Raw genomic sequence first — 13,971 nt, 5'->3', positions numbered from 1 at the left:
TTTTAAAGTAGGTCGGCATTTATGCCGTCGCTTTGCTCTTTTCTAGTTTTTACCGTCTTTGCTAGAAGGTCCTAGGTACTAGGACGTTCGCCAGCTCACTGCTAGGACGGACTCCGTCCTGCTAGGAAATCAACAGCAAACACCCTTTGGCTTTTAATGTTGATTTTATGCTTTGCTAGAACCTAGAACCTAGAACCTAGAACCTAGAACCTAGAACCTAGAACCTAGAACCTATTCTGAACTTAAAAGCTTCGCTCCCAACCGGCATAAAGTGTCGCATCCCAGTCGTTGCCGCCAGAGGTGACATATTCACTGTAACTAACCGTGCCACCGACTTTTAAGGTGCCTTCATAAAAAGGTCTATGGTAGCTGGTGTCATATTGGTATACCCGCTCATATTCACCAGGTGAAACAGGATTGCCGCCATCAACATTACCGCTGTCAATACCATCAGTATTGAGGCGTAACCAACGTAGTTTATTGGTAATATTTTGACCGCCACCGAGCTGGGTAATGCCGCCAATAACCAGCGTTTCGGCATCATTATCATAAGTGCTGCCTAAGCTGCGGCCATAATAGCGAGAGCCACTCTGGTAGAATCCGTGTTCGTAGAGGCAGTTATACTTTTGAGGGTCAATACCACAAGATACTTTGGTATCTGAGTACTCCAAGAATACTCGAGTATCTAAATTGGTTAACACAAAATCAATACCGCCCATGTTGGCTGAATTTATCAATTTGTTTTTACCATTGTGATAGTCTTCGTGAATACGCTCGTAGTAGATCCCGTAAGGAACGCCGAAGGCGGTATCTGACCAGCGAAAATCGTAGCCTGCCAACATGTTTTCTTGGCCATTTTCAAGCTCGCCTTCATACTCGCCGCCATTAAATAAACCATCCCACCAATCGCTCAGACTATTACCGTAACCTTCGCCGCCCCATTGCATAGTCCATGAAAAACCAACCTCTAGCTTTGAAATAGGTCTAAGGGTACCGCGTGCGCCCCAGTGCTTAGTCTCTGGTACATAACGGTCACTTTCCATCTGGCTAAAAGCGGTAGTAAATGTCCAAGGGCCAATCCAGTTAAGCCAAGGCGTTACAAATGCTTGACTGTTATTACGGCTTAAGGTCACTCCGGGCATTGGTCTGGCATTGGTGGTTTGAATGAGGCCAGTGTCCCAGCTAGGTCCCCAGTATTTTTGCTGCGCACCGGCACTGACAATCCAATTACCCAGCATAACAGCGGCAAAGCTGTTATCTAAACGGGTACTGTTACCATCAATAGGATCTGCATGATAGCTGGCTGATAGACGGCCACTGAACCAGTCTTGGGTGAGTTCAGCACTCACAACCCCTTCGCCTTTATCGCGATAGTCTTGGCCAAAGCCGATGAAACGAGTGGTGTCGGTTGCGCCAGCAAGTTCAACTTTAGTGCTAAATGCACGATGGTCTTTATCATAGGCACGATTAACTCTGTCAAAAGCACTGCGCTGAATATTTGAAAGTTGAGCAGGCTGTGCTTTATCTAAATCTTGTTTTAGACCATCCCACATCAATGGGTAGGTGGTAATGGGTTGGACAATAATACCGGTATCGGAAAGTAGTTGGATATCGGCTCTAAGTGCCAAATCCGTCGGTTCAACCCACCATGCTGCTTGCACTGAGCTACAACCGAAAAGAAAAAGTCCTGCTAATAATTTGATTTTCATTGGGATCCCTTATGTCAATGAAGCGCATTCTAGAGTATTTCGCTATAGGCTAACAGTCTAGAGTGATTTGTTATTCAAAATCAGGGCTAATAACGATCAATTGGTGAATCAATTATTCATGTTGTTACTATTACGACATAAATAGTGAATAGGAGGTTGATTGTGAATTATAGGTACAACGGAATGATTAATTTTTTTGAGTGAGGGGGCGGCTTTATTCTATGGGGGACAAATACTAAGGTTATTTTTTATAATTTACCCAAAATGAGAATGTTTTAGCAAGTACTCTCAGCAATATTGCCAAGAGTACTTGCTAAGTTTGATTGCTAAGTTTACTTGAGAGTGAAGGTCTCTCGCAGATGGATGTAATCCAAACTGGTGCCTAATAAAACGTCAAACTCACCCGCTTCAGCCAACCAATCATTTGTTTTATCATCCCAAAATGACAGGTCTCGTTGGGTCAGTTGCATGCTGATCTGTTTGCTTTCACCAGGCTTTAACATCACTTTGGCGAAGCCTTTAAGCTCTTTTTCGGGGCGCTCTACACTGGCCTTTTTATCATGCAGGTAGAGTTGCACCACTTCTGCTCCGGCTACTTTTCCTATGTTGGTCACTGTGACAGCAACGTTCAGCGTGTCACTTTGGCTAATACTTGCAGCTGAAAGCTTAATATTACTGAGAGTGAAGTTGGTGTAAGACAAACCATGGCCGAAACTAAACAGTGGTTTTATATTTTGCTGCTCAAACCAGCGATGGCCAATAAATACCCCTTCAGAATAGAGTGACTCAGTGGCATTGTAATCATTGAGTGCAATAGGGGCTGTATCGGCAAGGCTTTTCGGCAGGGTAAAGGGCATTTTCCCACTGGGGTTCACATCACCAAACAGCATATCCGCCACAGCATATCCGCCCTCCATGCCGCTATAGGAGTTCCAAACAATGGTTGAGGCGTTGTCTTTCCAGGGCATTTCAACGGCGCTGCCAGCGGTCAGAAATACAATCGTATTTGGGTTCGCTTCAATGAGCTTAGCGATCATCTCATCTTGTTGATTGGGTAAGACCAAATCGGCTCTATCAATTGATTCTCTATCATCACTATGGCTGAGGCCACCAAAGTAGATCACAGCGTCAGCCTTTTTGGCGGCACTGAGGTATTCAGCTTCACTATTAAACAGTTTGTTGGGAGTATCCCAGCCTAAGGTATAACCATCTGTGCCGTTATAGTCGATTTCGAACTGGTAATCTTTACTTCCCATAAGCGAGATATTCTTAGTCACAACTTCTAAGGAGTCTCCCTCATACTGCATGAAAGGTTTACCATCGATTTTAATATTAATCTTGCCTTTTGCAGTCACTTTCAAAGTATGAACACCAGATTCAAGGGGCTTGATGGCCGCTTTCATGGTGATAAATTGCTGAGCATCTTTTGCCGTAAAGCTTGAAGGCTTGAACTCTGAGTCGGCTATCCATGATTCATGGATGAGTTTTTGGCGACTGTCATCGGTAAAGTAGCTGATGTTCCATGAGGGGGTTCCGGTCCAATGTCTCGTGGCTAAATAGTCGTTGCTAATAGGTGCTAACTGACTGCTTTGTGCGCGCATAACGGTTATGTTTACTCTGTCTCCAAGCTTATCCCTGAGCCCTTGTAATGGCGTGATCTCATAAAGGGATTTTACTTCTGAGGAGCCGCCACCTTGGCCGTGTTTTTTATCAAGGTTTGGACCTAATACTAAAATATTACTGACCTTGCTCTGATCTAACGGCAACACTTGGCGGCTGTTTTTGAGCAGTACGATGCCTTCTGCTGCAATCCGTCTGGCAGCCACTCTGTGAGCAGCGATATTACGCTGCCCCCCAAGGCGATGGTTATCCATCATGCCGATACTTAGCTGCACTCTCAATATGCGTGCGACCTTGTCATCTAATGCGGCTACTGGCACCTTGCCAGCGTTAATCATTTTAATCAGAGGCTCAGCGAGATAGTAATCCTGGTAGTTTGCTACATCGGTGCCCATTTCAAGATCGAGTCCATTGATTGCGGCATCAACAGTATTAATATCGACATTCCAATCGGTAACGAGTAGACCTTTATAACCCCATTCACCTTTTAGGATATCCATAACCAAGTGCTTGCTTTGGTTGGCGTTAGTCCCTCTGAATTCATTGTACGAGCCCATCATGGCATAAACGTTTGCTTGTTTTACTGCAGCTTCAAAAGCCGGCAGGTATACCTCTCGTAATGTGCGCTCATCAGGCTTGGCATTAACCCCGGTTCGATTTAGCTCCTGGGTGTTTAATGCGAAATGTTTGATGGTGGCAGCGACATCATTTTTTTGAATGGCTTTAATTTGTGGCACAACCAGCTTTGAGGCTAAATACGGATCTTCACCCAAATACTCAAAATTGCGACCGTACAGCGGCAGGCGGGCTAAGTTTACCCCCGGGCCAAGGATCAGATCTTTACCGCGATGGCGAGCTTCACTGCCAAGTACTGCGCCATGCAAGGTTGCCATATCGATATTCCAGCTAGCAGCCACAGCGGTTAACACGGGCAGGTAAGTCGAGTCATCGCTGCTCCAATTCGCCGAGTTCCAACTGTCACGTTCAATTTCATGACGCACACCGTGTGGGCCATCGGACAACCACATTTCATGGATCCCTAAGCGCTCAATCGCTGCAGTAGTGAACTTGCCATTGGCGTGCACTAATGACACCTTCTCTGCTAACGTCATTTGTGGGATCAGCGTTTTAATGGTCTGTTCAACAAGATCTAAGCGTTGTTGTAACAATGGACGTGTTGGCTCTACCAGGCCCACTTCATCATAAATACTCAGTTTGGAGGCTGGCGCCTCTGCGGCAAAAAGTGGGGCGGTAACAAAGAGGCTGCTCAGGGCAATGGCAAAAGTCGTGGGACGCTTCATTCTAAATTCCATATTAGTTTGTTGACGTATCATTCGAGTTAAATTGGTGTATAGCGATAAAGTGACAAAGAGCGTTATCTCATGAGGTTACATCACTTGAAATCGATAAATATATTGGCGGTAAGTCGGCCTGTATTTGGGTTTGAGTCTATGTCCTGAGCTGGTCTTACTATGCTGGAGTGTAGTAAATTACCGGGATAAATCACTAGCCTGTTCTGGCGGTATTCTATCTGCTCGTATAGGTCAAAATGATGATCACTCTCGGTGCAGTAACCCGTTTTAGGTTCACCATTTACCTCAATATGGCGCTGCGCAGCATCAAAATAGGGCTGACAGCGCTGCGCCGTTATCCGTTCCCATTGGGTAGGTATATGCCGAAAAAAACCGGTTGACCCATGTTGATTGGGATTGAGGTAATGCAAAATGGCAAAGTGATAGGGCTTTGGCGTATCAAAGTGTGGCATTTTTTGCAGTGCTGTAAGCTTGCTTTCATCATGGGTGATAAGAGATAGAAACAGGCTTTGGGGCTTTAATCTCAGCTGGTGCGGAATGTTGTAGCACTGGTATATGCCTTGGTATACGGCATCAATGACGGCTTTAACATATTCTCGCGGCAAGGCTGCACGAATACCTGGGTAATATGAATTGCGGTCTGCCTTAAAGTCGGCATGGTCTGCAGCGTAAGCAATAATATCGTCAGTGCTTAGGGCAAAATCATCGATAATGACAATCGGCGTTTTCTCATTACCTATCATGACTATTTTTGGCTTAGCGACGGGGTTAACCTTGATCATATTCTGCTGCATATGCATTTTTCCACTTAGCCCTCTTTTGAGAAAAACCTCCCCATTTTAAAGCGCTAAACTGATTAGTTTCACGTTCAAACTCAAACAGCGCCCTAACCATGTGAGTGGTAGGGCTGCTGATCCTTTAAGGCTTACATCATCGGCGACTTGCAGTAGTGCTGAATAAAGTCGTAATGATGGGGTAGGTTTTCATTTTTACGTTTCACCACGCTCTTGATATTATTCAAAAATGCTTTTAGTTCTTCATCTTCCATCATGTCGACAATCGGATGATACTGTTTAGGCTCTATGCCTTGCCCCAGCATGACTTGGATCCATGAGCTTTCACCAAACAACTCATTGGGATACTTGTATACTTTGGCTGCGGCCTCAAACATCGCTAATCTGTGTGCCAGTGATTCAGGTATTGGCATATTGCTACAGTAGCGCCAAAACTTGCTATCACGTCTTTGGGTGACGTGATAGTGCAAGATAATAAAGTCGCGTACGTTATCGGTTTCAAATTTGGTTTGCGCATTAAATTCGTCGATATCAGCTTGAACTAAACCTTGGGATGGAAACATCTGCATTAAGCGCACGATGCCGCGCTGGATAAGATGAATGCTGGTGGATTCAAGTGGCTCAATAAAACCACTGGAAAGACCAATTGCGACGCAGTTCTTGTTCCAATGTTTACGTCGAGTACCGGTTTTGTATTTGATCACGCGAGGCTGTGTAAGCAGATCACCCTCGATGTTTTGCAGTAGTAACTGTTTTGCTTGCTCATCCGTCATGTATTTGCTGCAAAACACCAGACCATTGCCGGTTCTGTTTTGCAATGGAATACGCCACTGCCAACCCGACTCGCGGGCTATTGAACGTGTATAAGGAACGGGTGTGCTGGTGGTCGTGGTTTGCACTGCGATAGCGCTATCGCAAGGCAACCAGTGTGACCAGTCTTCAAAACCGGTATGCAGGGCATCTTCAATGAGTAAGCCTCTAAAGCCAGTACAATCGAGAAAGAGGTCGCCCTCGATTAATTGACCCGAGGCGAGCAGAAGGCTCTCTATTTCACCGCTGTCTCGATCAAGGTTGACCTCGGTGATCTTGCCCTCAATGCGCACCGCTCCACTTTTCTCTGCAATTTTTCGCAGAAACTTAGCGTACAGCCCCGCATCGAGATGATAGGCGTGATTCAGATCTTGGTTCGGCAATACGGCAAATTTGCCGGTTCGTGATGCTAGATGTTCGGCGCAGTAATCGCCAATCTCGCTGGCAATGCCTTTTTCGCGACCTTTTAGCCAAAAGTGCTGAAAGCCAGCAGCCCAGCAATCTTTACCTAAAAAGCCAAAAGAGTGGAGATAGTCTTGATTTTCATCGCGCCAATTCTCAAAAGAGATCGCCAATTTGAAAGTCGCGTTGGTGGCGGCCATAAACTCTTGTTCGTTGATACCGAGCAAGCGATGAAATACATGCAGGGTTGGAATAGTGGCTTCCCCCACACCGACGGTGGGAATATCGTCGGACTCAATTAAACGTATATTGAGGTGCTTGCCTAACAACTTTGACAGAGCCGCTGCCGCCATCCAACCTGCGGTACCGCCACCGGCAATGACGACGTTTTTTATTGGTTTTTTAGTCTGCATCATATGTCCTTCTCTGATCATTACCTTAAAAGGTTAACGCTTTAGTTTGTTCAGTAGGTCGGCTCGTAATTTACGCGCCGATAACTCATCTATTGGGTGAGATAACATCCCTTGGGCATGTTCTGCAATATGGTCTGTATCATGCAATTCATGTTCAAAAACATAGTGGTTGAACATGGCTTGCCACGCTTTACGTTGCGCTATGGGTAAGCTACGCAGGCTCAAGATTGCATGTTGCAGTGCATTTGTCGGTCTGCCCATAAAAGTTGGGGTGTCACGCCACCAATGGGTTACCAGTACGTTAATGGCATCGAGCGCTTCAACATGATGCCACCACATACTGGGTATGAAGAGTGCGTCGCCAGGTGCAAGTTCTGCCACTTGAGCCGCTTTGAGTGCTTGCTCAAATTTTGGATGTTTGTCAAAGTCAGGTGCATGAAAGTCCACCAGACTAATATCTTGGCCACCGGGAGAAAACTCCATTGGGCCAACGTAGAGGTTATCTATCTGCTGCGGTGGAAACAGCGTAAAACGGCGATGACCAACGGCTGAGCAGGCAAGGTTATTGGGGAAATCAAAATGCGCGGCAATACGACTCTGATTACCAATCCAAACGCTGGTCAGTGGATGAATATCTTCAATGGCTAATGGGTTAGCTGCTGCAAAACCGGGCAACCAGCGGTTAACTTCGGTTGAACCGACATACAAGGTGGGCGGCGCTGCATCATCAAGGTGTGACAACAGTTTGTCGAACACCTGCTTAAGGTCGACCTGGCTGGCGCGAAAATTAAAACCCGTTAGCTGCTCGTTATAAAATACTCTTCCTTGCTGATCATTGTCGCTGTAGCAAGCGGTGACAGGGGTACCCGTATAAAACTCAAGCAGGTAATCAATGGCAGTCTGGGCCGATTGCTTACCGGCTTTTACTAACGGCCAGTCGGCGGCAAAGTCTTTCAGAATGAGCGGCTGAGTCGACGATAATACAAACTCAGGAATATCTCCTGGTTTGCAATTACATATCTGTTTAACGCTATTTTCGACGGTTAGCATGGGGACACCTTGTTCTGTAAACGCTTACATCAAAAGATAAAAAATTATCCTTCGAGTCGGTTATTTTTCTTATTCAATAATGTGCGAATGTTTGCTTGTGAGGCTATCGCCATATATATCGCTTGGAGGTAGCCTTTGTCATGCAGTTCAGCCAAGCTTGCGCTAGCAAGGGTTTTTAGCTTGTCTTCATTAATGGTGTAAAAGCCGATCATTTGGTGCTTGTTGCCGTTATTAAGCTCAACATCCAAGGTGAAAGACTCTAGTAATTCGAATTTTAGCAGCGCATCTATAAAATGTTCGCTGTCTTCAAGACCATGGTGAATAACATCTAACATATCTGCCGCGGTATCAAGGAACGAGGTGTTACCGCCAAACTCCAGAAATAGCGGCTCGCCCTGTTGGGTGCTTATCCGTGGATGACTAATATCGATATGCAGTACTTGTTGTACCTTCTGCACGCCGTCTTCGATGATCTTTTGGCTGCCAATTAAAAATGGCTGACGTTTGATTGCCAGTGGAATATAGGACGCTTGCCATTGACCCTTGTCTAAAAACAGATTCTCTCTATCTTTAAAGCCAAACAGCGCGACAGAGAAGAAGCGACCCGTCTGTGGATCTTTTTGGAAGAAGATAGGGTAGTGGGCCTGAACGCTTCTAAATTCAACCGGGAAGGTCAGTGCATACCAAACATTGTCACCATATTGAGCTCCATGGTCGGTGATGACTTTAAGGTCTTTATGCTCAACACTGTTCAACATTACATTGTTGTTTTGCTCTTGAGTAACCGCTTGAGTGGCCATTTTGACTCCTTTTCTTATTCGTTATAGCTGTTTTATTCGTTATATTTGGGGAAAACCAAACTGTTTAACTTTATCGAGTAGGGCTCTGTTGCTCGGTAATACCTTAAGCAACTGTTGGCTACGCTGACTATTTTGTTGAAATAGCGCTAAGGCTTGATCTTGCTCGCCTTGGCTGAGGTACTTGGGCACGGCGCTGTTAAACCCCATACCAAACAGCACATACTGAAAGCTAGCGGCAGGAAAAAGCGCTTCCGTTTGATTGATATCATAGGAGTATGGCTGTTGATGTTGCCACAGCATGAGCTGCTCTTTTAGCGATTCGGGGATTGAGCTGTTATCACGATTATCGCGCCAATAGTCTGAGTCATCTCGATGACTGATGGCGTAATGCAATTTGAGAAAGTCGATGATCTGGCGCCAGCGCTGCTGAAATTTAGCATTGAAGCGTTTAGCAATAATATCCATGACCTGACGGTTACGCGGTAACTGTTCACTAATCATCTTGGCCGATTGCTCAATAAGTGCTAATGCTGATGCTTCTAATGGCTCAATAAATCCCGCTGCAATACCCACTGCGACGCAGTTATGTGTCCAAAAGCAGGCTCTGTGTCCAGGGTTAAATGCTATTTTTCGCAGTGATGCTGACTCTGCTTGCGCCTTAGTCATACTTTTTAGCAGGTAACTGCGCAGTTCATTTTCTGCATTGTCGTCGCTGATATGGGCACTTGAATACACATGGCCAACGCCGCGCCTAGATTGCAGGCCTATATCCCAAATCCAGCCTGATGATTGCGCTGTCGAGTGAGTATATGAGGCGATAGGGCTGTGCTCATTGTCATAGGGAACTTGTACCGCTAACGCAGAGTCATTAAACAGTACCGACTTTTGCTCAATGAAGGGAACTTGGTAATGCTCGCCGAGCAGTAAGGACTTAAAGCCGCTGCAGTCGATAAATAGATCGCCAGCGACGCTGCCGTTAACTTTGGTGGTGACTGATGCAATATCGCCGTGATCATCACTGCTGATGTGTTCAACATGGTCGATAATGTGTTGTACACCTAGTTTTTGGGTGCAGTGACGTTGTAAAAACTGGGCAAATTTGCCAGCATCTAAATGGTAACCGTAGTTAGCATTACACTCATACTCAGCGGTTATTATCTGCTTAGGTGCCGAGCCTTGGTCGCACAACCGGCCTTGAAAGCTAACAGCATTGGTAAAGGAGACGTGCTGTTTATGTGCCTGCCAGTGAGCGGCAAGATTTATCTCGTTGAATTGACTCGGGAGAGAAAAGGGGTGGTAATAACTGTCACAACTTGGCTGCTCCAGGGAGATAGTCTGCTGTGGCGCATGTGACCATTGACTGAATCTGGAGCCCTGTTTAAAGCTAGCATCACACTCAATAATAAATTCGGTTTCAGAAATGCCCATTTTTTTAAGCGTGCCACGCATTGATGGCCAAGTCCCTTCACCTACGCCAATGGTTGGAACTTGAGGAGATTCAATTAAGATAACTTCAATGGCTCGTTCAGCAGCGGGTAATTTAGTATTAATATGCTCGGCTGCAATAATACCTGCAGTGAGCCACCCACTGGCCCCACCGCCGATAATAATGATTCTGTTAATGTCGTTATTCATACCGCTCGACCTATTATTATTGTTCTTATTGAGACACTCTTTTGTGTTCTATGTTGGCGCTTTTGTAAGGAATGAAAGGGATCCGATATCCGTTACAAATATTTAACCTGAGCCAATATAACCTTGTCATTTCAGCAGATCCAGTCTCTTTATGTATCAAGGGCTAGACTGACTGCCTTAGGCTGAAACAGATTGATATAGCGCTAAAAGTGTCTTAATAAAAAAGTGCTTTTGTAGCTTTATTTTTTAAAGGAAAAGATGAAGCCACAGCATTGGCTTCATCTTTTAGTGACACACTTAGAAAGTGTATCGCGCACCGATACTATAGCGAGCACCCGTTTGAGTCAGGTTAAGTACCTGTTGAGTCGCACGGCCATGAGTTCGAGTGTATTCGTTAGTAATGTTCAAACCTTCGACAAACACAGTTAAGCCTTCAAGTGCCTCAAAGTCGTAACCAATGTCGTAGCTGACGTTAAAGTCGACCTGAGAGTAAGCTTCGGTATATTCAGGGTTTGCGCCTGTACCTTGACCTTTAGAACTTAAAAACTCATCACGCCAGTTATAGGCTATACGCGCCTGAAAGCCGTAGTTGTCGTAGATAGCAATAAGGTTAGCGGTATCACTGATATTGGTTTCTACTGGCTGGTCTTCTAACAAGTAGTTGTTATAGGTAGCGCCAGCATCAACCAAGGTGTAGTTACCAATCACCCCGAAACCTGATTCACCAAAGAAGTGCTGTACCGCAAATTCCCAACCATCAATAGTGGCTTTTTCTTTGCTGTTGGCAGGCGTATCTAAGTCAAATAACAGCGTATTATCTTCAGCAGGGTTACCTGTGATCACACCGTTGGCGGCATCTACAAATGGGTCGTTAGGGTAGTTATCAAAGATCCACTGACGTATGGCTCCGGCATCAGTACCTACCGCCGCTACGGCTGCATCGTACTTAGCACCATCGGTTGGGTTAGCGATGTTATAGATATCAGATTTAACTTTTACATTGTCGATGCCATTTACGGTGTCTTTTCTGAAGTAACCTACAGACACATAACTGCTTGATGAGTAATACCACTCTGCTGATAAATCGTAGTTTGTTGATTCTAGCGGTAATAAGCTTGGGTTACCTGTGGTACCACTACCACCAGCACGGTTTGCCAATGTACCAACGACGGTGCCACCTTGGATGGAGGTATAATCTGGACGTCCAATGGTTTCACTATAAGCTGCACGTAACATCACATCTTCAACCACTTCAATGTTGAAGTTAACATTTGGCAGATAGTAGTCGTAATCACCTGTTTGAGTTTGGAAGTCTTGCATACCGGTTGCGACGAGGGCAATTTCAGTTTCTGCAATCCAATCAGCTCCATCGTAACTGGCCACTGCCGATGTTGATGTTACATCGGTCTGCTCATAGCGTAGGCCAACATGAATGTCATAAGGCATATCGCCAAATTCTGATTCGAAATTGTACTGAATATAAGCAGAGGTCGATTGCTCCTCAGTATAGCGGTCGACGTCCATCACATATTGAGTTGATGGGCAGAAATCGGTACCACAATCACCGGCGCCCACATAACCTGCTGCGGTGTAAAGCTCTTCGGCTCGGCCACGAACAGCGTCGAAATCCCAGAAGAAGATGGTATCTAGTAGATCAAAGTCGCCATCAGCGGCTGAGAAATCACCTTTATCAGCATCAAATTTGTCGTGTATACCTTCTGCTGGGAACCACTCATCTTCAAAGTCACCCTCTTGCCCAACACCGCCCCAATCGTTTCGCTGCACGTTAACGGCTTGAGAGTGGTTGTTAACGTCAGTTAGCGCGATACCAAAGTCGATGCTACCGGCGTCATCAAATAGGTATTCACCATCAAGTTGGTATTGCTCTATTTCCGATTTATTCCGTGAATTACCAAATACACTGCCGGTTACGCGCATGTCAGATGGCTTGATATTGTTACCGTTACCAACGGCTAGGGCAGGGAGATCTTTTGAGAAGTCTGCCGCTGCACTAGTACGGATAAAACCAGCGGTACTTAACGTGTTGCTACTACCGTAAATATGATTTGGTTTATTCTCAGCATCTGACTTATGTACATCTAAGGTCAGGTTTAAGCTGTCATTGACTTGCCAGTCTAGGTTCAATCCTAAAGAGCCACTTTCGTTACGTACACCGTAGTCACCCGCTGCCATCGATATATCGGCTGGGGTGTCGTAGGTTTCAGAGTAAATGAGTGGCGAAGATACCGGGCCGTCTGTCCAAACGTTTTCAGAAGGGGCGAAGGTAAACCAAGCTGATACATCGTTATATTGTGTATCAATGTCATTACGCATGTACGTATAGTCAAGTGTCGCGACTAATGAGTCCACAGGACTATATTGCAGCACTAGCTGGCCATTGGTACGGGTGCGTTGCTGCTCTTCAAACCGATAAACCGTAGTTTGTGGCACGGAATAGATATCATCATCACCTGGTCGGTTAACTTGATTATCTTTTTGTACGCCGCCCCAATCAGTGGTGTTATCTGCGCTTGCTGGGAAACTTCTCCAGCCGGTACCGACTTGCGCCTGCTGGTTGCCGCTTTCACGCTCTTGGTAACTTGCAGATATCGATATGCCAAATTTATCATCGGCAAAAGTGTTGGAATAAAGCCCTGATAGCTCAGGTGTAATACTACCTTTATCAGTAGAGGTGTCATCAACCGCTTTTGCGCCAAAGGTGGCTTTTAGGCCTGGTGTATTGAATGGACGATGGGTTAATACGTCAATTGTTGCGCCGATACCACCTGTCGGACTTGATGCCACACTGGTTTTTCTAATTTCCACACCGCTAATTGAATCAGAAGCGATGTTGGCAAAGTCAAATGAGCGAGAGCCTGTTGTTACTGGCATCTGACGACCATTTAACAACACTAGATTTCGGTCTGCACCGAAACCGCGAACTGAAACACGACTACCTTCGCCATTTTGACGGTCAATCGAGACACCCGGTATACGTTGCATCGATTCTGCCAAGTTAGAATCAGGCATTTTACCGATATCTTCAGCAGAAATGGCATCGACAATGCCATCTGATGATTTCTTGATGTCCATTGATTTGACTAAACTGCCACGAATACCCGTAACGGCAATGACTTCCATATTCTCATTTGCAGCATTTTCGGTATCGACAGCTTCAGCAGCATAAATGGGTGCTATCGTTGATGCGCTAAGCACCAATGATAGGCTTGTTGCCAGCCTCGTCTTCTTAAATAGTTGTTGTTTCATCTCAATCCCCCAGAGTCATTCAATCATAGTTTTATTTATATTCGAAATGTAAGCGCTTACAAAACACCCAAAAGTGGCTTAAGTATTTTTTTTAACCTTGAGTGTAAGCGCTTACATTTCGAATATAAATAAAACTATGATTGAATGACTCTGGGGGA

At 45.4% G+C, this 13,971-nt stretch carries 8 protein-coding genes; all 8 read right to left on the bottom strand.

All coding sequences use genetic code 11. The features are described from left to right. Nucleotides 1-242 precede the first annotated feature (242 nt). Nucleotides 243-1,709 carry a capsule assembly Wzi family protein gene (locus L2755_RS20975; protein ID WP_248982594.1) on the bottom strand — a complete coding sequence of 489 codons (1,467 nt, stop codon included), beginning with the start codon at nt 1,707-1,709 and terminating at the stop codon, nt 243-245. Nucleotides 1,710-2,041: 332 nt separating this feature from the next. Then, the gene (locus tag L2755_RS20970; protein WP_248982593.1) at nt 2,042-4,630 is read right to left on the bottom strand and encodes a glycoside hydrolase family 3 C-terminal domain-containing protein; all 2,589 of its coding nucleotides are present in this window, start codon (nt 4,628-4,630) and stop codon (nt 2,042-2,044) included. A gap of 92 nt (nt 4,631-4,722) precedes the next feature. Next, entirely contained in the window at nt 4,723-5,436 is a 714-nt protein-coding gene (locus L2755_RS20965) for a DUF6445 family protein (protein ID WP_248982592.1), read from the bottom strand. Between the two features lie 131 nt (nt 5,437-5,567). Then, the gene (locus L2755_RS20960) at nt 5,568-7,061 is read right to left on the bottom strand and encodes a tryptophan halogenase family protein (protein WP_248982591.1); all 1,494 of its coding nucleotides are present in this window, start codon (nt 7,059-7,061) and stop codon (nt 5,568-5,570) included. A 33-nt stretch (nt 7,062-7,094) separates the two neighbouring features. After that, complete coding sequence (locus tag L2755_RS20955; RefSeq protein WP_248982590.1) at nt 7,095-8,111, bottom strand: cupin-like domain-containing protein; 1,017 nt, start codon at nt 8,109-8,111, stop codon at nt 7,095-7,097. 44 nt (nt 8,112-8,155) lie between these two features. Further along, a complete protein-coding gene (locus L2755_RS20950) occupies nt 8,156-8,911 on the bottom strand; it encodes a SapC family protein (RefSeq protein WP_248982589.1) in 756 nt (251 codons plus the stop codon). Nucleotides 8,912-8,950: 39 nt separating this feature from the next. Beyond that, nucleotides 8,951-10,546 carry a tryptophan halogenase family protein gene (locus tag L2755_RS20945; protein ID WP_248982588.1) on the bottom strand — a complete coding sequence of 532 codons (1,596 nt, stop codon included), beginning with the start codon at nt 10,544-10,546 and terminating at the stop codon, nt 8,951-8,953. A gap of 297 nt (nt 10,547-10,843) precedes the next feature. Next, a complete protein-coding gene (locus L2755_RS20940; RefSeq protein ID WP_248982587.1) occupies nt 10,844-13,813 on the bottom strand; it encodes a TonB-dependent receptor in 2,970 nt (989 codons plus the stop codon). Nucleotides 13,814-13,971 lie beyond the last annotated feature (158 nt).

The organism is Shewanella abyssi, assembly GCF_023284025.1.
Classification (GTDB): Bacteria; Pseudomonadota; Gammaproteobacteria; order Enterobacterales; family Shewanellaceae; genus Shewanella; species Shewanella abyssi.
The sequence above is the reverse complement of the archived record's forward strand: the minus strand, read 5'-3'. Positions and strand labels throughout refer to the sequence as shown.